At 35.5% G+C, this 21,480-nt stretch carries 24 protein-coding genes; 10 read left to right on the forward strand and 14 right to left on the reverse strand.

Annotated features, from left to right (window positions below):
- Positions 1-65: 65 nt before the first annotated feature.
- Complete coding sequence (locus PQ963_01725) at positions 66-1,064, forward strand: NADH-quinone oxidoreductase subunit H (GenBank protein ID MEN4028390.1); 999 nt, start codon at positions 66-68, stop codon at positions 1,062-1,064.
- 51 nt (positions 1,065-1,115) lie between these two features.
- Positions 1,116-1,379 carry an energy-converting hydrogenase B subunit EhbP gene (ehbP, locus tag PQ963_01730; GenBank protein MEN4028391.1) on the forward strand — a complete coding sequence of 88 codons (264 nt, stop codon included), beginning with the start codon at positions 1,116-1,118 and terminating at the stop codon, positions 1,377-1,379.
- A gap of 96 nt (positions 1,380-1,475) precedes the next feature.
- Here ehbP and PQ963_01735 read toward each other — a convergent pair whose 3' ends face one another.
- From PQ963_01735 to PQ963_01775, 9 genes are all read right to left on the reverse strand, one after another.
- Positions 1,476-1,646 (reverse strand): hypothetical protein, encoded by a 171-nt coding sequence (locus tag PQ963_01735; GenBank protein MEN4028392.1) that lies wholly within the window; start codon positions 1,644-1,646, stop codon positions 1,476-1,478.
- A 28-nt stretch (positions 1,647-1,674) separates the two neighbouring features.
- The gene (locus PQ963_01740; protein MEN4028393.1) at positions 1,675-2,244 is read right to left on the reverse strand and encodes a flavin reductase family protein; all 570 of its coding nucleotides are present in this window, start codon (positions 2,242-2,244) and stop codon (positions 1,675-1,677) included.
- A gap of 24 nt (positions 2,245-2,268) precedes the next feature.
- Positions 2,269-2,421: a hypothetical protein gene (locus tag PQ963_01745; GenBank protein MEN4028394.1), complete on the reverse strand. Its 153-nt coding sequence runs from the start codon at positions 2,419-2,421 to the stop codon at positions 2,269-2,271.
- A 163-nt stretch (positions 2,422-2,584) separates the two neighbouring features.
- Positions 2,585-3,016 (reverse strand): SRPBCC domain-containing protein, encoded by a 432-nt coding sequence (locus PQ963_01750; GenBank protein ID MEN4028395.1) that lies wholly within the window; start codon positions 3,014-3,016, stop codon positions 2,585-2,587.
- Positions 3,017-3,094: 78 nt separating this feature from the next.
- Entirely contained in the window at positions 3,095-4,384 is a 1,290-nt protein-coding gene (locus PQ963_01755; GenBank protein ID MEN4028396.1) for an FAD-dependent oxidoreductase, read from the reverse strand.
- Positions 4,381-4,980: an L-2-amino-thiazoline-4-carboxylic acid hydrolase gene (locus PQ963_01760; GenBank protein ID MEN4028397.1), complete on the reverse strand. Its 600-nt coding sequence runs from the start codon at positions 4,978-4,980 to the stop codon at positions 4,381-4,383. The genes PQ963_01755 and PQ963_01760 overlap by 4 nt, the downstream gene beginning before the upstream one ends.
- Positions 4,977-7,754 carry an AMP-binding protein gene (locus tag PQ963_01765; protein MEN4028398.1) on the reverse strand — a complete coding sequence of 926 codons (2,778 nt, stop codon included), beginning with the start codon at positions 7,752-7,754 and terminating at the stop codon, positions 4,977-4,979. Before PQ963_01765 ends, PQ963_01760 begins: the two co-directional genes overlap by 4 nt.
- Positions 7,751-8,983 (reverse strand): polysaccharide pyruvyl transferase family protein, encoded by a 1,233-nt coding sequence (locus PQ963_01770; GenBank protein ID MEN4028399.1) that lies wholly within the window; start codon positions 8,981-8,983, stop codon positions 7,751-7,753. Before PQ963_01770 ends, PQ963_01765 begins: the two co-directional genes overlap by 4 nt.
- A 97-nt stretch (positions 8,984-9,080) precedes the next feature.
- The gene (locus tag PQ963_01775) at positions 9,081-9,221 is read right to left on the reverse strand and encodes a hypothetical protein (protein ID MEN4028400.1); all 141 of its coding nucleotides are present in this window, start codon (positions 9,219-9,221) and stop codon (positions 9,081-9,083) included.
- Between the two features lie 118 nt (positions 9,222-9,339).
- On the opposite strand from PQ963_01775, the gene PQ963_01780 reads away from it, so the two are divergent.
- Positions 9,340-10,167: a carbon-nitrogen hydrolase family protein gene (locus tag PQ963_01780; protein ID MEN4028401.1), complete on the forward strand. Its 828-nt coding sequence runs from the start codon at positions 9,340-9,342 to the stop codon at positions 10,165-10,167.
- Between the two features lie 18 nt (positions 10,168-10,185).
- Here the strand turns inward: PQ963_01780 and msrB are convergent, their stop codons facing one another.
- Positions 10,186-10,653, reverse strand: coding sequence for a peptide-methionine (R)-S-oxide reductase MsrB (msrB, locus tag PQ963_01785; protein ID MEN4028402.1), 468 nt, complete (start codon positions 10,651-10,653; stop codon positions 10,186-10,188).
- A 119-nt stretch (positions 10,654-10,772) separates the two neighbouring features.
- On the opposite strand from msrB, the gene PQ963_01790 reads away from it, so the two are divergent.
- A complete protein-coding gene (locus PQ963_01790; protein ID MEN4028403.1) occupies positions 10,773-11,405 on the forward strand; it encodes a hypothetical protein in 633 nt (210 codons plus the stop codon).
- A 27-nt stretch (positions 11,406-11,432) separates the two neighbouring features.
- On the opposite strand, the gene PQ963_01795 is transcribed toward PQ963_01790, so the two are convergent.
- Complete coding sequence (locus PQ963_01795) at positions 11,433-11,990, reverse strand: HEAT repeat domain-containing protein (protein ID MEN4028404.1); 558 nt, start codon at positions 11,988-11,990, stop codon at positions 11,433-11,435.
- 252 nt (positions 11,991-12,242) lie between these two features.
- Here PQ963_01795 and PQ963_01800 point away from each other — a divergent pair, with 252 nt between their 5' ends.
- Genes PQ963_01800 through PQ963_01810 form a run of 3 tightly spaced genes read left to right on the forward strand, consistent with a single transcriptional unit; the run spans position 12,243 to position 14,300 of the window.
- A complete protein-coding gene (locus PQ963_01800; GenBank protein MEN4028405.1) occupies positions 12,243-13,046 on the forward strand; it encodes an HAD family hydrolase in 804 nt (267 codons plus the stop codon).
- Between the two features lie 17 nt (positions 13,047-13,063).
- Positions 13,064-13,684, forward strand: a complete 621-nt coding sequence (locus PQ963_01805; protein ID MEN4028406.1) for a hypothetical protein — start codon at positions 13,064-13,066, stop codon at positions 13,682-13,684.
- 31 nt (positions 13,685-13,715) lie between these two features.
- Positions 13,716-14,300: a GAF domain-containing protein gene (locus tag PQ963_01810; protein MEN4028407.1), complete on the forward strand. Its 585-nt coding sequence runs from the start codon at positions 13,716-13,718 to the stop codon at positions 14,298-14,300.
- An 8-nt stretch (positions 14,301-14,308) separates the two neighbouring features.
- Here the strand turns inward: PQ963_01810 and PQ963_01815 are convergent, their stop codons facing one another.
- Both PQ963_01815 and PQ963_01820 read right to left on the reverse strand, forming a co-directional pair.
- Positions 14,309-15,949 (reverse strand): MFS transporter, encoded by a 1,641-nt coding sequence (locus PQ963_01815; GenBank protein ID MEN4028408.1) that lies wholly within the window; start codon positions 15,947-15,949, stop codon positions 14,309-14,311.
- Between the two features lie 192 nt (positions 15,950-16,141).
- On the reverse strand, positions 16,142-16,567 hold the full coding sequence (locus tag PQ963_01820; protein MEN4028409.1) for a peptidylprolyl isomerase: 426 nt from the start codon (positions 16,565-16,567) through the stop codon (positions 16,142-16,144).
- A 188-nt stretch (positions 16,568-16,755) separates the two neighbouring features.
- On the opposite strand from PQ963_01820, the gene PQ963_01825 reads away from it, so the two are divergent.
- From PQ963_01825 to pflA, 3 genes are all read left to right on the forward strand, one after another.
- Positions 16,756-17,931, forward strand: coding sequence for an acetylornithine transaminase (locus PQ963_01825; GenBank protein ID MEN4028410.1), 1,176 nt, complete (start codon positions 16,756-16,758; stop codon positions 17,929-17,931).
- Positions 17,932-18,156: 225 nt separating this feature from the next.
- Positions 18,157-20,385, forward strand: a complete 2,229-nt coding sequence (pflB, locus tag PQ963_01830) for a formate C-acetyltransferase (protein MEN4028411.1) — start codon at positions 18,157-18,159, stop codon at positions 20,383-20,385.
- Positions 20,372-21,166, forward strand: coding sequence for a pyruvate formate-lyase-activating protein (pflA, locus tag PQ963_01835; GenBank protein MEN4028412.1), 795 nt, complete (start codon positions 20,372-20,374; stop codon positions 21,164-21,166). Before pflB ends, pflA begins: the two co-directional genes overlap by 14 nt.
- 60 nt (positions 21,167-21,226) lie before the next feature.
- Here the strand turns inward: pflA and PQ963_01840 are convergent.
- Positions 21,227-21,480, reverse strand: a 254-nt coding sequence (locus PQ963_01840; protein ID MEN4028413.1) for a zinc ribbon domain-containing protein, incomplete at its 5' end; no start/stop codon positions are given.

The raw sequence follows: 21,480 nt of genomic DNA on the forward strand, positions 1-21,480 counted from the left end.
CAGCTTAAAAAACTGATTTATTTTTATAGTGATAGAAATTATAATAAATCTTAGGAAGTGTCAGAATGGATACAACAATGATTATAAGTTCGGTTGTGGCAGTAATTGGAACATTGATTATAGCATTTGCAGTCAGTATCTGGCTTCCAGGTATTGAAAGGAAATTCGTTCATGCAAGGATTCAGCAAAGGGTTGGACCCCCAGTTTCAAGTCCCGGATTCATGGCCCCCATCAAGTTCTTCTTTAAACAGACTTTAACACCCAACTCTCCGATGCCCAGATTGTATAACGCACTTCCACTTATCAGTTTAATTATAGTAGTATTCATATTACTGGCAATAATACCTCAATTATACTTTTTAGGGGCTTTAGCAAGTATTATAGCAGTTATAGGGCTGCTTAAAGTTGAAGAAATAATGTACATGTTCATGGGTTCGCTTTCAAAATCAGTATTATCAGTGAGTATGCCATTTCCAGACCTTGTAAAAGGTGCTAAACATGTTAATACCACAAGATCTTTTATTGAAGAGCTAAGTAGCCTCCGTGCATTCCGCCTTATAGCTTTCGGGTCTTTCCCACTTTACATTGCACTATTTGTACCTGTAGTTATGTCTCAAAGCTTATTCATAGGAGATATAGTGGTATATCAACAGTTGCACGGCCCAGTGCTCTTTACTGTTGCCGGGGCCATTGGTGCAGTTGTCTACTTCATTGGTTTCATGATATTTTTAAACGAATACCCCTTTGCCATAATGAAAACCAGAGCAGATGTTATAGAAGGACCCCTACTGGAGTACATGTCAAAATACAGAGCATACACCTATATCACTCGAGGATTGCTGATATTTGTGCTTGCAAGCCTGTTTACAACCATGTTCCTTGGAATTCCACCAAACATATTTAGCCCTGGAATAATGGTGACAGTTGCTGTTGCAGTAATATTCCCCATAGCAATGGCGGTGATGAGCACATTCTCCCCGGTATTCACATTCAGGCAGTTCTACCCAGTAGTAGCTGCAACATCAATATTAGGAGTGCTTGCACTGGTTGCAGCTTTTTTATAACCCTTAACTTGATAAAAACAAAATTAATTCACATCAAAGGACAGGATGAACATGAAATTCGTAGTAAGACCTCAACACATTGTAAGTCTCGGCGGATATATTGTTGAAGTTAATTTCCCTTACAGAAACATGATTGTAGTTAATCCCACAAATGAACCTATAAAAGTAGACCTTCCTATATTTAACACTGAATGGATCGAAGAACATAGAAAATTAGGATTAGATATAACTCCTACAAAAGATGAAGACTCATTTTTACGTATATGGAGAAAAGAAAAAGCTAAACTGGAAAAAATTAAAGAAAGATCTTCATAAATTCCTTCTATTTAAAGTTTCAGTCACTAAATCTTTTTTATTTCTTTTATTTGGGTTTTAAGTTCGGGAAGTACTTGCCTCAAATAAAAATAAAGATTATTTTGATTTTGCACCTATAAATTCCATATCTTTCATTATGACTGGCTTTATTTTCTCTTTTAAGCCACGGGGAGTCACAATTTCCACTTTAAATCCCACCAAATTGGAAAGATGTTCTTCTAAATCAGTAAATTCTAAAAAATCAGGTGTTTTTTTAAAAGTTACCATTAGATCCGTTTGAATTTAAAATGGTAACTCATTTCATTAATTCTCTTCCAATTGAAAATGCATTTCCCAGACGCTTTCCTATACCATAATACGCCCTAAATGAAGGATCGTATAAAAACGGTTTAATCTGTTCTATATCTGGATCTCCATTATCTAATACACTTTCATCAACTTTTACATCCACAATTTCCCCAGTAAAATGAGTATGTAACCCTAATTCTGCAGTATGTACCAATTTACATTCTAAGACTATTGGAAATTCTTCAATATATGGAGCATCTACTTTTTCACTTTTTACAGGCGTTAAACCGGTAACATCAAATTTATCTTCATTCTCTCCAGATGCCATTCCAAAGTAGTCTGCTTCTTTAATGTATTTTTCTGAAGGGATATTTACTGTAAATGCCTCTTTATTCTTGATATTTCCATGACTATAAGTCGCTTCCCTTAGAGAAATTGAAACACACGGTGGAACGGAACAGGATATTCCTCCCCACGCTACATTCATTGCGTTTGGTTTTCCATCCTTATCATACGTCCCAATTATAAAAACAGGAGTTGGATATACAATTGTTTTTGCACCAATGGATTTTTTCATATTTATCACCTTTTTGCGAATAATTTAAAGACTGTAAACATTCAATTCTCTTAAAAGCCTATCTCTTTCATCTTTAAGTTTTTTCACTACTTTTTCATCGCATTTACCATTTTTCTCTAAATGAGCGATAGTAATGGTTATAGCTTCCAGATTAGCCTCATTTTGATTTACTGACATTTTGACCCTTCTTAATTTAACAAAGTTTATTTAAATTATTTAAATATTAGTAAAAAGAATTATTTAAATCTTCTCAAAACTTAGATAAATGGGCTACAATCTTTTAATTAACAGTGTAGCTAAATAATAACTTTAATTTTAAAGAAAATATCCTGTATACTATCTATTTCTTCTCAGCTTCCTCTTTTAAAGCCTGATTCATCAGTTCAAAACCAGATTCTGTATCTTTTAACATACTTGAAAGAATCGGGACTAATAACCCACTAAATCTTTCTTTTTGAATAAACAATACTTTATTATCATTTATTTTTTTAATAATTAAGCCATGTTCTCCATCGAAAAGCTTTGGAATCCATAATTTCCCTAACCATCTTAACTCTTGTTCTGGTTGAAATTTAATTATTTTAGGCTTAAATTTCATCCCATTTGAGTTTGGAGGCTTAATAAAAACTTCGATTTGTGATCCTTCCTGCTGGTTTCCAGATATTTCTTTAATAAATGGATTCCACTTTGGAAAATTATCAAAATCAGTGATAATATCCCAAACTATGCTTGCAGAAGCATTAATTTCGATTTCTGTGTAAATTTCTTTCATACACATATTTATAGTTCTTATTATGCAAATAATTTATGCCATATGGTTAAAAGAACAAAAAATGAGTTTAAATTAGAACTAATTTTCCTTTGGCCCGATATATTCTGTTATTTTTCTTGCTACTTTAAGTGCAAGCGCTGCAGTAAGCAGTATTGTAGGTAAACCCTGTGAACGAGGTGCTAATGAGAGATCTGCAACCCATAATCCTTCAGGTAGCCATGAAGGCTTCATTGAATCCACATCATCTACTTTTAGAGGGACTGTACCTCCTAAATGTCCTCCATGATGCATTCCTTTAATATATGGACCTGAAACACCTGCAGATTCCAGAATTTTTTTAGCTTCACCAACCGCCTCATCAAGACGAATATGATCCTCTCTCTTAACGGTTTTTTGCACTTTTCCATCAGCAAAAACTGCCCCCTCTTCAATATCTGCAAGTTTAACCATCATTCCAACTCTATCATTTATAGAGACATTTTTCCATGGTTTATGGAATAAGTGAGAGAGAATATCAAGATAAGGAGAGAGAATATAATCCTCATGTTTTGTATACCACACCATAGGTGGTTCTTTAATCTGATCGGCCCCATTTAAGACGCCGCCTAATGTAAGGACAATGTCTGCCCATAAATTATCCCTGGCAGGTAGTCCTGAAGCTTTTAATATTTGTGCTGTGCCAATTCCACCTGCAGCTAAAACTACAATATCTGCTTTTACGGTTCTTGATTTAACAACAACTCCTTTAACCTGACCATTTTCGATTATAACTTTTTCAACCGGTGAAGATGTTTGCAATAATGCACCTTTTTTAATTGCATCATCTAAAAATCTTCGAGAATCCCACCTTGCACCAGTGGTACATCCCAGCTCACATAATCCGCAGGAAATGCATTTAACGCTGTCTACTGCTTTTGGAGTCACTTTAGGTTTCAGGCCAAGTTTCTCCGCAGCTTCAAACATGCTTCTGGTTACTGGCCGCCATCTTTTCTTTGGAAATTCAGTTATACCTATATTTCTTTCAATTTCTTCAAATTCAGGTGTAAGATCAAGCCCTATTTCCTTTAATCCATGTTCAGCACGTACCATATTACCACAAGAGAGTACTGTAGAACCGCCTGTGGTCATGCCCCTGAACAGTGCAAGATCATTTGCTGAGCGAGTTACAGCATAATGTGGGAAAAGGGGAGTGATTATTTTCTCACTTAAAAGACCGGTTTTCCTTAAAGGCTCAGCTAATTTTAAAAGCCCTCTTAATGGTTTAAATTCTCCTCCTGCTTCCAGTATTATGACCTCAAATCCATTAGCTGCTAATTCACGTGCAGCCGTTGCTCCTCCAGCTCCAGTGCCTACAACTATTGATCTCATTTTTTTACCTCATTTATACGGGCTATACATTCAGATGCGCCTTCAGTAATTCTCTCTTTAAACTGCATATCCACGTTTTCATTTAAGCCGCTGACCACGCCTTCATCTGCAGCGCTTAAAACCATGCAAGCTTCCCGAGTGTAATATTTAGATAAAGCACATCTATTTACAACCATAATTATATTTCCGCCTTTATTTTCTATTTTAAATTCTATTCCAAGTATTTTGTAAAGTACCCTTGCTGCAAGTTCAAGATCCTTAAAATCATCGCCAACTCCAAGTTTCAGGCGAGCATCTCGTCCTAATTGATAACCAACCTTAAACATAGCCTTTCTTCCAAATTTAATAGCGTTTTCATATCCTAATTCTTCAATTAATGCTTTAACTCGTCTATTATGTGCCTTAGTCATTATGGTTCTTCTTTCTTCTAAACTACCTTTTAGAACCTCATCTTTTTTATCAATTATTTTTTCAGGCGCATGCTGCTTTAAAACATCATTTAGCCCGTTGATTGTCTTTATAGCCACATTATCCAGTTCTTTTTTTAAAATAAAATCCGGAAGCCATAACGAAGCGATTTTTAGTGGAATGTTCATGAATGCACCTCAATATGGCCATAATACCGTACATATTCAGGCTTAGTTCCAGATCCATAAATGAAATCAACAACATCTTCAAAACGCTTAATAATCGCTTTTCGTTTAAGTTTAAGATTTGCAGTTAGTTCAACACCTATTGAAAGATCATTATCCAAAATAACCCACTTTTTAATCTCTTCTGGGCGAGAAAGTCGTTTATTTATTTCTTTAATATAACCCTGGAGATTATTTAACTTATCCGGTTCATCTGACCATATAAGCACACTACAGTAAGGTTTTCCATCGCCAATTACCATTGCTTCATCAATTCCAGGAATGTTTTTAAGCATTCCTTCAATTTTTAAGGGACTGATGGTTTTTCCATAGGAATTTACCAAAACTTCCTTTTTACGGCCAGTAATTACAAGACTTCCTTCAGGTGTCATATGGCCCAAATCACCAGTGCAAAGCCATCCGTCTTTAAAAAGAGAACTTGAACTTTTTTTAAAATAGCCTAAAGTCACCTGTGGTCCCTTTACCAGTATTTCACCATCTACATCTATACTAATGTCAGTAGATGGAAGAGGCTCACCCACTGTTCCTATTCTGTTTCTTCCAATCCTGTTAATAGTTACAAGCGGTGCTTCTGTTAATCCATAGGCATTATAGACTTCAATATTCATTTCATGGTAGGATTGAAGCAAATCATCGCTTACTGGAGCAGAACCAACAATCAGTTGGGCGCATCTGTCAAGACCTGTTTTTTTTAGAATTTGTCTTTTAATCAACTTTCCTAAAATCTTCTTTAAAATCCCGCTGGAGGTAGAGTATATTTTACCCATTTTTGATTCCTTCACACTGCACCACACTTTTTCATAGAAACGGGGAACTGAAAAAAATATTTTAGGCCTTACTTTCCGGAGAGCCTTTGCAAGATCATAGAAATCTTCTAAAAAATAAAGATTTAATGATGCCGGTGCATAATAAGGTGAATAAATTCCCATAATTCCCTCCACTACATGATTCATTGGAAGGAATGAAAGATAAGATACTTCACTAATTCGATCTTTCCATGGGGGCATTGAAGCAATAAATTCCGCCATCCACCGAAGATTTCCATGCGTAAACACAGCCCCTCGAGGTTTTCCAGTAGTTCCAGAAGTATAACGGATGGTGGCGATATCATTAAAATTTAATGGTGCATTAGTTATGTTTTTTTCATTTTTTCCCATTTTAAGGAATTCATTCCAGGATATAATATTAGAATGCAGGTTAATATCTCCACTACAGAATGAAATAACTGAAATATCTAATTTAAGCTTTTCTAATTCTTTTAAAAGTCCTTCAGTGCCGGCAAAAAGAACACTTACTTCGCTTTTATCCAGTATTTCTTTAATTTCGTTTAAGGGGCTTGTATAATAAAGTGGTACGCTTACACAACCGGATAAACCAGCTGCAACATCAACAGTGAGATAACGGGTGCTGTTAAATCCAACAATCGCTACTCTATCTCCCTTGCCAATTCCCATGCTTTTAAGTGATTTTGTAGCAGCAAGCATGTCCTGATAAATTTCAGTTGATTGTCGATGCTTAACTTCGCCTTTTCTTATATCATAATAATTAACAGACTTGTTTCTGCCTTTTAGTCTGAATAAAACCTGCTCATGAACTGTACGGTCAGATCGGTGGAAAAACCCATAATAAACTGCAAATTCAAGGATTTTAGGCATTAAATCCTGCCATTTATATTTATAAGGCCCTAATAATTCATCTGCATTATCCCTTTGATATTCTCTATTTTCATTGAAATAAGGGGAAAGAGTATCCATGGTTTCAAGCAATTTAGCGGTCCCTTTTCCAAATAAATGACCCATAGATACGACTTTTTGAATAAATGAAGCATTTAACGGCATGTAGATAGGATCGTTAAGTTTAACATCAATATTTTCGTTGCTCCATGCTTTAACAAATTTAAGAAGTTCTTCTATCGTTGGAAGAGATTCATTTGGTGCTGTCAGATGAAAAGTCTTATTCACTGCTCGCTTATCAAAAGTCAGATTTATGACTGCATCTGCAACGTAATTTACAGGCACTAAATTAATTTTCATTGAGCTGGAGACCGGAATTAAAGGTAATTTTCCGTTTAAATAGAGCCGAAGTGGTACATATAACGTATTAAACGTTTTAATATATCCTGTGGAAGAATCCCCTACAATCATGCTCGGACGAAAAATAGATATGTCAAATGATGATTTTCTTACTCGGGCTTCGCTTTCAAATTTGGTTTTTTCATAATCACTTAAAAATCCATATTCTGAAGTTAGAGAATCCTCAAAAATAATGCCCATTTTTCCTCCAGCAACATAAGCAGTTGATACATGAGAGAATCGTTCCAACCCATGGTCTTTATGAGCTAATTGGGCTAATTTTAGCACATTTTGAGTTCCCTGTACATTGATTTTTTGTAATTTTTCTAAAGAAGATTTAAGACTCCAATCTGCAGCAGTGTGAATTACATGAGTAACCGTCAGAACAAGCTTTTCATATTCATTTTTTTCCATTCCAAGTCCATTTTTTGATATATCACCATTAACTACATGAATTCGATTACCTATTTCCTCTAAAAGTTCTGGAAACTCCCACCATGCCCTATATAACCTATTTACAGCATCTTCTTTATTTTTACCCCTTACTAAAGCGATGATTTCATGATCATAATGTTTAATAATACGTAAAGCAATTTGTGTCCCTAAAAAGCCATTAGCACCTGTTAATAATATAGATCTGCTCATGTTCTCACTTTCCATCCCCTTTTTTGGAGGAAGTTCCTAAGTATTTCAGGGTTTTTACTGGCACGGCTCAAATGGTGGATAAATCCATTTTTTAATTTTTCCTGCTGTATTTCAGGATTTTCAAGCAGTTTATCAACCTTTTTTTCTAATTTATGCCAGATTTCAGGTGCCATGTAATCTAATAAATAATCTTCTATTCCAAGTTCCATGTAAAAGCCTCTAAGACGTGTATCATGCCCTATAGCTATTTGGGGAACTTTAGCTTCAAGAGATAAAACTCCACCATGATAACGAGAAGTTACAAGTAAATCAAGACTTCTAAGGATATTTGTCATCTGTGATGCATTAAATTCCCGGGACGAGAATATTTTCGCCATTTCAGGGTCTTTCATTTTATTCTTTACACTTATAGCTATGGGCTCATCCAGTTCCTCCATGCAAATTAGTGCTATCCTTTTTCCATGCTTTTCAACTATTCTATCTGCAACTTTCGCCCATCTACTGGCCAGTCTTTCAGTTTCCTGAATTCTTTTTTGGGAGCGGGAGAAATAATAAGGCCATTTATATTGATTCTCCTTTTTGCCCCACGGACGCATTACAACAGGCCATAAATAGAAATCTATGGGTGCCAGACCTGCTACCCCCAAATTAGACGGATGCCATGTTTCTCTTAAAATATTAGCATCCTCCTTTAGGGGCTTAAATGTAAATGCACAGTCAGCTGTTACGTCAATAGGAGCCTTTACCCCAATTTTTTTAAGTTCTTCTGCTGCTAATTTTGTTCTTGTTAAAATCAGATCAGTTTTACTTGCTTCCCGTTTAACTAAACGCCTGTTAAAAGGAGATAAATGACCAGCATCTACTGCATAAGCAATGCTTGGCTTTTTAAAATTTTTTGCACACCTGGTGGCCCATAAAAAGGCCCATAAAAGTGCTGAAGTCCATGTGTCCATATAGCAGCTTCCCTCAACTAATAAAAGAACATCGTGTTCTTTAACCAGTCTTCTGATATCAAAAAAGAATATTGGATGAATAGGAGCAATCTTTAAATACTCATCTTCCTTAAGATAACGCCTTAAATTAACTTCATTTAGTGTGGGAACAGTAATTTTAACTTTCAGACCTAAAATAGACCTTATATCATCTATTATTGAAAGTAATCTTGCTTCAGAACCTGTATTATTGGCGCCGTTATAGCCAGCTAAAAGAACTTTTAGAGATTTTTTCATAGCATTTCAACCATATTAATTATTTAAGAAGATCTTAATATTATAAATACTTGAAAAATAAATAGTAATCGGTATTATTTTTGTATTTTAATCCTTTTTAACCTTTTATTATCAATTCTAAGACATTTTTACAGGAATAAATTACACTTGGTACTCCAGAAGGGCCTACCCAATGGCCTGCATGATAACACTCTTTAATGAAAGAAATTCTCTGTTTCCACTTACCTAAATCATTCATGGGATCACTTTTTGTTAACTCATCTTTCTACAAAGCCTAATTTTAAAGAACATGTAATATGTATTAATTAATGAAATACCAAAAATATTTCAAAGGGAAAAATTTGGGGCGTATATCAATGAAAAACTATTTTAAAGTAGCTGTTTGTCAGTTGAAGGTAGTTGATGATAAAAAATCTAACGTTAATCAGGCGCTGAAAATGATTAAAACATCAGCAAAAAACAGTGCAGATATAGTTATTTTACCAGAAATGTTCAACTGTCCCTACGATAACACTAAATTTAAAGAATATGCTGAAATTAAAGAGGAAAGTATAACTCTTAAAGCAATATCTAAAGCTTCAAAGGATAACAATGTTTTAATTGTTGCCGGTTCCATTCCAGAATTAGATAATGATAAAATTTACAATTCCTGTTTTATTTTTAATAATTATGGGGATTTAATAGGTAAATACAGAAAAATGCACCTTTTTGATATAGATACTCCTGAAATTAAATTTAAAGAATCAGATACTTTAAGCGCCGGAAATCAGATAGGTGTTTTTGATACACAGTTTACAAGAATTGGAGTTGCAATCTGTTATGATATAAGATTTCCAGAATTATTAAGGATTATGGCACTTAAAGGGACACAACTATTTATTATACCTGGAGCTTTTAATATGACCACAGGCCCTGCGCACTGGGAATTATTGATACGTGGTAGAGCAGTTGATAACCAGGTTTTTATAGCTGCAGCATCACCTGCAAGAAATAAAGAACTTTCATATGTTTCTTACGGCCACTCAATGATTACAGGACCATGGGGTGATGTAATAGCAAGAGCAGACGAAAAGGAAGGAATTATTTATGCAGATATTGACCTGAATAAACTAAAAAAGGTAAGAAATGAGCTGCCATTACTAAAAAATAGAAGAGATGACATGTATTGCATAATTGAAAAATAATATTCGTTTGATAAGATCCTACAAATCTCCTCTTTTAACAAACTTTAATGCAGCGGAATTCATGCAGTATCTTTTACCAGTCGGTGGTGGGCCATCATCAAAAACATGGCCTAAATGTGCATCGCACAGGGAACATAAAACCTCAGTTCTAACCATAAAATGACTTGTATCGGTTTTAGTTTTAATATTTTCTTCTGCAACTGGTTTAAAGAAGCTTGGCCAGCCAGTACCTGATTCAAACTTGGTTTTTGAATCAAAGAGATCTATATCACAGCAAACGCATTTATAAACCCCATCTTCATGGCAATCGTGATATTTTCCAGTAAAAGCAGGTTCTGTACCCTGTTTCCTTGCTACATTAAATTGCTGAGGGGTAAGAATCTCTCTCCACTCATCATCTGTTTTTACAATTTTTTCCTTTAACTCAATTTTTTTTAATTTAACCGAGTAAATAGGGATTTTTTCAGATTGTGCACTGGTTTTCATAGTAATAATCTGTATTTTTTTTGCTAAATATTTTTATAATTTCATTTTTAAATTAGAGGATAAAATTTAATGAAAAATGCTCAAAACATTTATACCAGAAGTTGTTATATCCATAGATAATGAATGATAATATCTCTGTTTTACACTGCAAGCTCAAAAAATATGAGAGAAAATCCAGACAAAAATCTAAAGACGGTAAACAACAGGTTAGCAGAAGATATATGATCCCTGTTAAAAGGGACCAGATTGAAGGTACTAAATTTCAAGAAGTAGATGATATAGTCATATTATGTAAAGAAGAGTTTGAACATGAGTTACAAAAATCAAAGGTCATGGATTTAAGTCATGAAAAGCTCAAACAATCTCTTAAAAATAAAGAACTGCAACTAATAGATTTAAAAGAACAGATCAATGAAAATAATAGTATAGATGATCTGAAGAAGAATTTAAATAAAGAATTTCAATTAAAGCTTAAAAATACTGCAAATGAATACAAAACTGAAATAAAAGCGCTTAATGATAAAATAAGAGAGCTTGAAAGGGAATTAAAAAGATTAGAAAATTTAAGGGCTTTGGAAAAAGAATCTTTAAAAATTAAGCTTCATGAAATTGAATTAGCCAGTGATAAATACGATAGGTTAAAGAAAAGTCACGAACTTTTGTGGGATGTTGTCCAGGAAAAAGACAAAATTATAAGGGATTTAGAAAAAAGAAGCGTTGTAGGTAACTTAATTAATAAAATAAGAAAATAGAGTTATTTTTCATGTTATTGGTGTAATCTATTTGCTGAGTTTCTTTAAAGCTTTATTTGCTACTTTTTTAAAATCTTTATCGCCTGTTGCAGCTCTTCTAGCTTTTTTAATAGGATCCATTGCTCTTTCATCACCTAAATCTCCAAGAGCTTTTAGTGCTGCCATTTTTACTCCCCAATCTTCGTCTGTTAAAGTTTTAATCAGGGGAGCCACAGCTTTTACATCTCCTATTTCTCCAAGTGCTTTTGCAGCGAATTTTCGGACTGCAAAATTTTCATCATTTAAAACTTCAATCAGGGTGTCCACCACGCCTGGATCTCCAATATCTTTAAGTGCAAGAGTTGCATATTTTTTTGTATTTCCATTTTCATCACTTTTTAGGGCGCTGATAAGGGGTTTTACTGCAGGTTTACCTATTAATCCAAGGGATTTAGCAGCTTGAAACCTTACCTCCGGATTTTCATCATTGAATGCCTTAATTAAATGTTCAATTCCCTTAGAATTTCTGGACCTGCCAATTTCTTCTGCGGCATTTTTTCTTACTTCAACATCCTTATCCTTCAACTTTTTAATAATTTTATCCATTTAATTATCTCCATCATGTTTTTAGCTAAAATTCAGTTTATAAATGAAACTCGAAACTCATAGAATTTTTTTTATACGTCCAAAAACTTCCATAGTCCTTTCTTCATCAGAATACATAACTTTGAAACTAAACTAAACCCATCTTTCATATTCATTAATTTTGAACTTAATTCATATAAATTTGCACAACCTGGAACATGAGTGAAAGAGTAATGTATTAAAAAGATATTTTACAAATACTAAAAGGGGACCATGAAAGTTAATAATATGAAAGCAGCTGTATTCGATAATTCAGGGACACTCATAGAAAGATACCGTGTTTTAAAAGATGTCCAGACAGGCTTATTATGCGATGATGTAAGTTCTCTGGACCTTGTTGATAATGGAATTGAAAGAGCGCTTGTAGTCCTGCAGACAGACCCTGGAAAATGCATAATCAATGCAAATCCAAACCAGACCATATTTGAATTTATTAATAGAAATAAAATAGATATTTCCATAAGTTACGCTGCAACTGAAATTAAAAAAGAAGAAATTATGGACGCTATCAAAAATGACGTGTCCCTTGTAAAAGACATTCAGGACACCATTAATGCAGTAAAGGCTAAAAATTATAATGTGGAGCTATGTAGTGGATCTGGAATTATTGTGGCGCTTAATATGCAAAAAATTGAGTTTACAGTATCTTCAGGAGGAAAGGTATTTCCAGAAGTGCGAGATGTAATTAAAGAACTCCAAAATCGGGGTATTGATATTTTTATTGCTTCAGGAGATAGAAAAGGATCTCTACAAAAGTTAGCAGAGTATACTGGAATACCAAAAGAAAATGTATTTGACACTGCTGATTCATGGAAAAAAATGGAAATAGTTAAAGGATTAAAACGAAATTATAAGGTTATGATGGTTGGAAACAGTGTAAATGACATATTTGCACTGAAAGAAGCAGATATTGGTGTTTTAACAGAGCAGCAAAAAGAAAATAATCCCAAAAAGGTTTATGATGCTGCAGATATTGTTGTAGGGAACATAAAAGAGATACTGGATATTGATTTTTAATTATTGAAGTGGTTTTTATGAGTAAACTATTTGAAGCTTTAGAAGAATTCAGCAGGGTCTCAAGGGATCATTACAGGAAAATTCAGGAAATTTTAAATGAAGAACACTGCTGGAAATGTCCTATGCGTTCTACAAGTAAATCAACCTCATGCAGAGATATTGACGCATGGATAAGGCTTACAGGTGCTTTTGAAAGAGGAATTCATGAACATTTACTTTCAAAAAATGATTCCAGGGATAATTTAGAAGCTATAACTTCCAGATATCTATCAAAAGTTATAAAAAAGCATTCAAGAAACCTTAAATATCATAAAACTCTTTTATTAAAATTAAAAGAGGATATGAAACCTTTTGCTAAAAAAGGAGATCTTCTGGTAGTTAAAGAAAATCCAGAATCTGTTAAAGAGGGTGATCTGATTTTATGGCCCCAAATATGTCCGGTATCTGCCTACTGGTTTTCAAAAGCTAAATTAGCAGGTTACATTCCTTTTAATATTATAGAAGTTTCTAAGACCTTCCATAAAGACAATTGCAGGTATATTAAAACCCATGATGATCTGGAAATACCTTTAGAATTTACTGCAGGAAAAATAATGAAAATTATAGGAGTAAATGATGCCCATTTATTTCCAGATTAGTTAACTAATACTAAAAACAAAGTGAATACTCATGAAAACACACTTTAATGATTTATCTGGAACCATTGGTTTTAAAACCATGCTTAAAGAATTTATTAAGTTAGATTCAGCCCATGAAGATGAAACTTTTATTAACCAGATTGTAAATATATCAAATAGTTATTCACTTAAAGAAATTTCAGATATGGTGCATACAGAAGCAAGAAAACTTACAAAAAGTGAATTTTGTTATGTAGCATATGTTGATCCTGAAAACAAAGACAGTGTTGGAATATCATTCACGCACATGACTGGAGAATGTGAAAAATATGAAAAAATGGGAGAAGCACGTTTCAAGGTCCAAAAGGACGGTAGCTACGGCGGACTTCTCGGATACTCTCTGGATACAGGAAAATCATTCTATGTTCAAAACATTGCCTCTCACCCTGCAGCTCACGGCATGCCGCCAGGCCATGTATCTGTAGAGCAGTTCCTTTCAGTTCCTGTTATTTATAAAGAAAAAATATTAGGCCAGATTGTTCTTGGAAACCCTGAAGAAGATTACAATAATGAACACCTGAAAATAGCAGAGAAAATAGCTGATTTCTATGCATTTATTCTTCATGAATATCTTTAACTGCTCATTCATTTATTTTTGTTTTTGAAACTCAATAAACCAATTTCTTTGTAGTGCTTTTTAAGAACTTCTTTACGTTTTTGGAGTGATTCTGAAGATTCAATTATTTCTTTTGAATATCTTACAAGCTCTGATTCTTTAATAAGATCTTTAGAATATTTTAATAATTCTGAGTCATCAATGATCTCCTTCGACTCCTCAATTATATCCTGTGGTGCGGGAATTATGTCTGATTCCTCAATCATTTCTCTGGTTTCTGCAATTTTTTTGCGGTAAATACCAACCGGAGAGAGAATAAAAATAAGAATACTTAAAACAGCACCTAAAAGAACAACCAGGCGCATTCCTATGGTAAAATTATAAGCATTCAAATTATAAAGCACATTTTGCTCTAAAAGAGCAGGATTTATAGTACTGGATAATAATATACCTGCAATACATACTCCAAAAACCATTCCCAGATTTCTCATAGTCACAATGATGCTCGATGCTACTCCTTGATTTTTATCTGGTATAATATTCATTATTGCCCGATTATTAGGCGCCTGGAAGATTGCTGCACCCATTCCCAGTAAAGCAAGTCTCCAGAGCACATCAAATACTCCAGAAAATATGGTTAAATAGGTCATGGAATAAAATGCTGCAGCGCTTATTAATGCCCCAATAATAGCCAGGAGTCTGGATCCAAATCTGTCTGAAAGAATTCCACTTACTGGGGCTAAAATCATCATAATTGCAGGATTTATGGTTAAAATTACCCCAATCATTGCTGGATCAAATTTTAAAACTTTTTGAAGGTAGAAAGGCATTATAAAAAGGATCATGTACATGCTGATGTAATTAAGAAATAGGCTGAGGCTGAACGCAGAAAAAGATCTATTTTTAAACATTTCTATATCCAGAAGAGGATGTTCAACATTTTTTTCATTCCATAAAAATAAAATAAACGTTGTTATTGCAACAGCGGCGATTACCATGGTTAGGATGTCTATTTTTAAACTTTGAATACTGTTTAATAAATATACTGTGGAAAAAAGACATATATACTGCAATAAGGTACCTGAAATATCCCATTTAACTTTTTTGGTTTCACCTCTTTCCAGGATTTTATAACACATTAAAAAACTTATAATTCCAATTGGTACATTAACCAGAAAGATGGTTTGCCAGTTAAACAGGCTCTGTAATATCCCGCCTATCATTGGACCTATGGCTAATCCTGCGGCTATTGCAACAGCATATATTCCAAGCGCTTTTCCAGTTTGTTTATGTGGAAATGCTTCCTTAACAATACCCATGGAAACAGATATCATTAAAGCAGCTGCTATTCCCTGTAGTGCTCTAAAAAGAATTAATAGCTCTATTGATGTGGCTAAACTGCATAAAAATGATGTGGCCATGAAACTCAAAAGCCCGGCCATATAAATTCTTTCATGACCGTAAGAATCACCCAGCCGACCAAAGAATAAAACAAATCCCAATAAATTGATTAGATATGCAGTTATTACCCATTCTGAGACTGTAATATTTGTAGAAAAGAAAACTGTAATAGTTGGAAGCGAAATATTAACTATACTGGCATTTATAGGTACCATTATAGTTCCAATGGCAAGAGATAAAAGTATCCTCCACTTTCTTTCCAGATTCAAAACTGTTTTCACCCAATAACTAAAACTTTAACTAATATTTGAAGTTGGTCACTAATAAACATTTTGTAATGGGTTAAAATACTAAATAAACATCAGGTTTGCAAACCCCAGTTAAAATTTTAAGGAATAAGTTAACATAAAAAAGTAATATGAAGTTTCAACCTGTTTTAAACTCCAAAAAATTTGATGAATTTATTCATCAAAAACTGTGACCTTGTTCATCACATCATTAGCCTGGATCCTGTTTACAACATCCATTCCTTTAACAACTTTACCAAAGACAGTGTGTACTCCGTCAAGGTGGGGCTGTGGTGAATGTGTTATGAAAAACTGGCTTCCCCCAGTGTCTTTACCAGCATGGGCCATTGAAAGCGCTCCAGTCCCGTGTTTATGTGGGTTTATTTCACATTTTATGGTGTATCCTGGCCCGCCTGTACCGTTACCTCTTGGACATCCTCCCTGAATCACGAAATTAGGGATAACTCTGTGGAAAGTTAATCCATCATAAAATCCTTCTTTTGCAAGTTTTTCAAAGTTAGCCACTGTGTTTGGCGCTTCTTTATCAAATAATACCAGTTCTATATTTCCTTTATCAGTTTCAATTATTGCTTTTTTCATATTTTTCACCAGAAAAGTTAAATAAAATTTGATGATTCAATATATCACTATAATTTGGTTAATATCACATTTAACTTTTAACCTGATTACCCCATGTTTTTAATAGGGCGTCCAACAAAATTAATTACTGATAGATCTTACACATTAATCTAAAAGAATAAATTATAGCATTTACAAGGGTGATTGAAATGAATACGAGTGAAATTATTGATTTAGATAAAAGATATGTAATGCAGACATACGGACGGCAGCCATTAGCTTTAAAAGAAGGAAAAGGAGCATTAGTTAAAGATTTTAAAGGAAAAACCTACATAGACTGTTTTGCAGGGCTTGCAGTAAATAATGTGGGGCATTCACACCCAAAAGTGGTTGAAGCAATTTGTAATCAGGCTAAGACACTTATGCATACCTCTAATTTATATTACACAGAGCCACAGGTAGAACTTGCTAAATTACTGGCTGAAGTCTCAGTTCATGATAAATCTTTCTTCTGCAACAGCGGAGCAGAAGCCAATGAAGGTGCAGTTAAGCTTGCACGAAAATATACTGGCAAAGGCGAAATTATTGCCATGGAAAACTCCTTTCACGGCCGAACACTGGCCATGATAACTGCCACAGGTCAACATAAATACAAAAAAGGATTTGAACCACTTCCAACAGGATTTAAACATGTAGATTACGGAGATGCTCAAGCTGTATCCGATAAAATAACTGATAATACTGCAGCAGTATTGGTAGAGCCAATTCAAGGAGAAGGAGGAATTATAGTACCTCCAGAAGGCTACTTAAAAGAGATTAGAAAGCTTTGTAATGAAAATGATGTTCTTTTAATATTTGACGAGGTACAAACTGGATTTGGACGAACTGGAGAAATGTTTGCATCCCAATTATTTAATGTAACTCCTGATATCACAACTGTTGCCAAAGCACTTGGTGGAGGATTCCCTATTGGAGCAGTTCTTGCTCAAAAAGAAGTAGCAGATGCATTTGAGCCAGGAAACCATGCTGCAACCTTTGGAGGAAATCCGCTTGCATGTGCTGCTGCAAAAGCCTCAATAGAAGTTATATTGGATGAAGACCTTACAGGGAAAGCCAAAGAACTGGGAGACTACTTTAAATCCAAACTTGAAGAACAAAGAAAGCTGTATGGAATTGTAGAAGATGTACGTGGTTTCGGTTTGATGCTTGGAATGGAAATCACCATTAACTGTGGTGATATTGTAAACACTGCAAGAGAACAGGGTGTTCTTATAAACTGTACAGCTGATACTGTTTTAAGATTCTTACCTCCACTTGTAATAGAAAAAGGTCAGATAGACACTGTTACATGTGTTTTGGAGACTATTTTAGAGAAGCTTTCTTAAAATGGATGTAATTCCATTTCTTTTATTTTAAGTATATGATTTTCAAAGAAAATAGCATGAATTAAACTAATTTTTTGGCCTTTAAAAAAACTTAACAAAATATTTCCAACTCCTCAATACTTTACAGTCTCTAAAAACAAAAGATTATATACATCTTCATCTCAAATTATTAATATTATATTATATATGTCACAGATTAAAGTGTATAAATGAGAAGTGGAAAAGATGACACACACCTGGAAGTTTGTTGAGGGGAACTGGGAGAAAGAGATCGATGTCAGAGACTTCGTCATAAGAAACTACAGACCCTACGATGGAGATACGAGTTTCCTTACGAGTGGTCCTGCAAAAGATACAGAGAAGGTATGGAGCAGAGCAAAGAACCTGATCCATAAAGAGATGCAGAAAGGAGGGGTATTAGATGTAGATGCAGATACCCCATCATCAATAATCTCTTTTGGCCCGGGCTATATTGACAAGGAACATGAGAAGATCGTTGGGTTACAGACCGATGCACCTTTGAAAAGGAGTATCAAGCCACAGGGCGGGATTCGTATGGTAGAGCAGGCAACTCAGATGTATGGATATAAGCTGAACCCAGAGGTAAAGAAAATCTTTACTGCATACCGAAAAACCCACAACGATGCAGTATTCCAGGTATACACACCATTGATAAGGAAATTAAGAAGTCACGGTCTGATCACAGGGCTTCCTGATGCCTATGGCAGAGGTAGGATTATTGGCGATTATCGGCGTGTTGCATTATATGGTGTTGACAGGCTCATAGAAGACAAGGAGGAGTTCTTGAGCAAGATGCCCTTTACGATGATCGAGGAGAACATTCGTCTCCGCGAGGAGATCGCTGACCAGATACTTGCATTAAAAGATCTCAAAGTCATGGCAGATAGTTATGGATACGATATCTCGAAACCCGCACAGAACGCGCAGGAGGCTATTCAGTGGACTTACTTCGGCTATCTGGGCGCGATAAAAGAACAGGACGGGGCTGCGATGTCCCTACCTGGAGTAGATGCTTTCTTCGATATCTTTTTGGAACGAGACATAGCAGCAGGTCTGCTCGATGAAGAAGGTGCTCAAGCTCTGATAGATGATTTTGTCATCAAGCTACGAATGATCAGGCATCTGCGAACTGAAGAATACAACCAACTCTTTGCCGGTGATCCGGTATGGGCAACCACTGTCTTAGCAGGCATGTCAGATGATGGAAGACACATGGTTACACAGACAAGTTACCGGTTATTGCATACGCTTGAAAATCTGGGACCTGCCCCCGAACCCAACTTAACCATCCTGTGGTCACCTGATCTACCTGAAAACTTCAAACGATATGCTGCTGATCTATCTATCAGGACCAGTTCGATCCAGTACGAGAGTGATGGACTTATGAAACCTCTCTTTGGAGATGATTACTGTATATCTTGCTGTGTCTCTGCAATGAAAACCGGAAAGGAAATGCAGTTTTTCGGTGCTAGGTGCAACTTCGCAAAATTATTACTTCTCAGTATCAATGGTGGAAGGGACGAGATGAGTGGTGAACAACTGGGCCCTAAGAAAGAACCATTGAAAGGGCCTGTTCTGGAGTATGACGAGGTGAGAGAACGGTTATCGTTCTATATAGAGTGGCTGGCCGAATGTTATGTCAATACGATGAATATCATCCACTATATGCACGATAAATACAATTACGAACGGTTGCAGATGGCACTGCACGATAGTGAGCTGATACGGGATATGGCATTTGGGCTGGCAGGTTTGTCCATAGTTGCTGATTCTCTCTCGGCAATTCGTTATGCCAGGGTAACACCTAAGACCAATGAAAGTGGACTGGTTGTTGAGTATGAAGTGGAGGGTGACTTCCCTAAATATGGAAACGATGATGACCGTGTCGATGGGATCGCTGTTGAATTAGTAAAAGAATTTATTGAAAATCTCAGAAAACACCCTACTTACAGAGGAGCGAGACACACTCTCTCAATTCTTACCATTACCAGCAATATTGTCTATGGTAAGCACACGGGAAGCACTCCGGACGGTAGAAAAGCAGGCGAGCCATTCGCACCAGGTGCTAATCCAATGCACGGCCGTGATTCCCATGGAATCATTGCTTCCTTGAATTCCGTAGCAAAACTGCCATATGAATATTGCATGGATGGGATCTCCAATACTTTCACGATAATTCCTACCACGTTAGGTAGGGACTCTGAAAATAAAATAGACATTCTTGTAGGGCTTCTGGACGGGTATTTCTACCACCAGGCACATCACATCAATGTGAATGTGCTCCAAAAAGGTATTTTAGAGGATGCTATGGCACATCCAGAGAAATACCCTCAATTGACCATTCGTGTATCTGGGTACGCTGTGAACTTTGCCAGACTCACTAAAGAACAACAGCGTGAGGTAATCGCGAGGACATTCCATGAAAGTGTCTGAACCTGTTTCCAAGAGTATAAAAGGCAGAGTACATTCTTTCGAAAGCTTCAGTGCTCTGGACGGGCCAGGGATAAGGTATGTCATCTTCTTCTCTGGCTGTCCAATGCGTTGTGTATTCTGTCATAATGTAGATATGATAGAGTCTCTACCAGGTACCTATAATGAGTACTCGGTTGCAGAAGTGATGAAGAGAATTGAACGAGCCAGGCCATTTTTTACATGCTCACGCTCTGGAGGCGGAATCACGCTATCTGGAGGTGAGCCTTTTTTCCAGTTCGAGTTTATGTTAAACCTATTAAAGGAATGCAAAAGACTGAAGATTCATACAGTGGTTGACACTAACCTCTACACATCACCCAGGGAGATAGAAACAGTGAGCAAATGGGTAGACCTATTCCTCGTCGGGCTTAAACATATCGATAACCAGAAACACATAGAACTAACAGGTAAGGATAACACAGATATTTTAAAGAATATTTCTGTTCTAGATTCCATTAAAAAACGCTTCTGGCTACGTTATGTAGTGATCCCAGGTATTACGGATGATAAAAAAGATATACAGCAGTTAGCTACGTTTCTTTCAGATTTCAATCATCTGGAACTGGTGGAGCTACTACCATACCACTGTTTGGGGCTTAGAAAATGGGAAGCACTCGGTAAATCTTATGCATTGCCAGATGTTAAGCCTCCTACAGCAGAAGAAATGTTACGAGTGAAAAAGGTTTTTCAGGCATTTGATCTGCCTGTAGATGTGGGAGATGTGGAAGTATTAGGCATTTGATTAGTCTGTAGTACATAACTATAAAATTGAACTACCATGACCTGAGAGGTCAATGGATTCCTAATCCACCAACTGATTGTTGGTTTTACCAAAGGCAATCCCCGTGGTTCCCACGGTTAGAAAAAACCTTGAATGACGTTGTTTGTCATTCAAGGTTTTCATATTGCGTGCAGCGTTTATGTCCCTATCATGTTCTATATTGCATTTGGGGCATATCCATCTGCGAATATTCAAATCCAAAACTTCTGTAACATATCCACAATTACTGCAAGTTTTAGAAGTGTATTTCTCATCAACAACTCTAAAATGTTTAT

Origin of the sequence: Methanobacterium sp., assembly GCA_039666455.1 — an archaeon.
Lineage (GTDB): Archaea > Methanobacteriota > Methanobacteria > Methanobacteriales > Methanobacteriaceae > Methanobacterium_D.

What these genes read in the sequence shown, in the direction of transcription:
- PQ963_01725 (MEN4028390.1), top strand. Translation starts at nt 66, where the DNA reads ATGGATACAACAATGATTATAAGTTCGGTTGTGGCAGTAATTGGAACA.
- ehbP (MEN4028391.1), top strand. Translation starts at nt 1,116, where the DNA reads ATGAAATTCGTAGTAAGACCTCAACACATTGTAAGTCTCGGCGGATAT.
- PQ963_01735 (MEN4028392.1), bottom strand. Translation starts at nt 1,646, where the DNA reads ATGGTAACTTTTAAAAAAACACCTGATTTTTTAGAATTTACTGATTTA.
- PQ963_01740 (MEN4028393.1), bottom strand. Translation starts at nt 2,244, where the DNA reads ATGAAAAAATCCATTGGTGCAAAAACAATTGTATATCCAACTCCTGTT.
- PQ963_01745 (MEN4028394.1), bottom strand. Translation starts at nt 2,421, where the DNA reads ATGTCAGTAAATCAAAATGAGGCTAATCTGGAAGCTATAACCATTACT.
- PQ963_01750 (MEN4028395.1), bottom strand. Translation starts at nt 3,016, where the DNA reads ATGAAAGAAATTTACACAGAAATCGAAATTAATGCTTCTGCAAGCATA.
- PQ963_01755 (MEN4028396.1), bottom strand. Translation starts at nt 4,384, where the DNA reads ATGAGATCAATAGTTGTAGGCACTGGAGCTGGAGGAGCAACGGCTGCA.
- PQ963_01760 (MEN4028397.1), bottom strand. Translation starts at nt 4,980, where the DNA reads ATGAACATTCCACTAAAAATCGCTTCGTTATGGCTTCCGGATTTTATT.
- PQ963_01765 (MEN4028398.1), bottom strand. Translation starts at nt 7,754, where the DNA reads ATGAGCAGATCTATATTATTAACAGGTGCTAATGGCTTTTTAGGGACA.
- PQ963_01770 (MEN4028399.1), bottom strand. Translation starts at nt 8,983, where the DNA reads ATGAAAAAATCTCTAAAAGTTCTTTTAGCTGGCTATAACGGCGCCAAT.
- PQ963_01775 (MEN4028400.1), bottom strand. Translation starts at nt 9,221, where the DNA reads ATGAATGATTTAGGTAAGTGGAAACAGAGAATTTCTTTCATTAAAGAG.
- PQ963_01780 (MEN4028401.1), top strand. Translation starts at nt 9,340, where the DNA reads ATGAAAAACTATTTTAAAGTAGCTGTTTGTCAGTTGAAGGTAGTTGAT.
- msrB (MEN4028402.1), bottom strand. Translation starts at nt 10,653, where the DNA reads ATGAAAACCAGTGCACAATCTGAAAAAATCCCTATTTACTCGGTTAAA.
- PQ963_01790 (MEN4028403.1), top strand. Translation starts at nt 10,773, where the DNA reads ATGAATGATAATATCTCTGTTTTACACTGCAAGCTCAAAAAATATGAG.
- PQ963_01795 (MEN4028404.1), bottom strand. Translation starts at nt 11,990, where the DNA reads ATGGATAAAATTATTAAAAAGTTGAAGGATAAGGATGTTGAAGTAAGA.
- PQ963_01800 (MEN4028405.1), top strand. Translation starts at nt 12,243, where the DNA reads ATGAAAGTTAATAATATGAAAGCAGCTGTATTCGATAATTCAGGGACA.
- PQ963_01805 (MEN4028406.1), top strand. Translation starts at nt 13,064, where the DNA reads ATGAGTAAACTATTTGAAGCTTTAGAAGAATTCAGCAGGGTCTCAAGG.
- PQ963_01810 (MEN4028407.1), top strand. Translation starts at nt 13,716, where the DNA reads ATGAAAACACACTTTAATGATTTATCTGGAACCATTGGTTTTAAAACC.
- PQ963_01820 (MEN4028409.1), bottom strand. Translation starts at nt 16,567, where the DNA reads ATGAAAAAAGCAATAATTGAAACTGATAAAGGAAATATAGAACTGGTA.
- PQ963_01825 (MEN4028410.1), top strand. Translation starts at nt 16,756, where the DNA reads ATGAATACGAGTGAAATTATTGATTTAGATAAAAGATATGTAATGCAG.
- pflB (MEN4028411.1), top strand. Translation starts at nt 18,157, where the DNA reads ATGACACACACCTGGAAGTTTGTTGAGGGGAACTGGGAGAAAGAGATC.
- pflA (MEN4028412.1), top strand. Translation starts at nt 20,372, where the DNA reads ATGAAAGTGTCTGAACCTGTTTCCAAGAGTATAAAAGGCAGAGTACAT.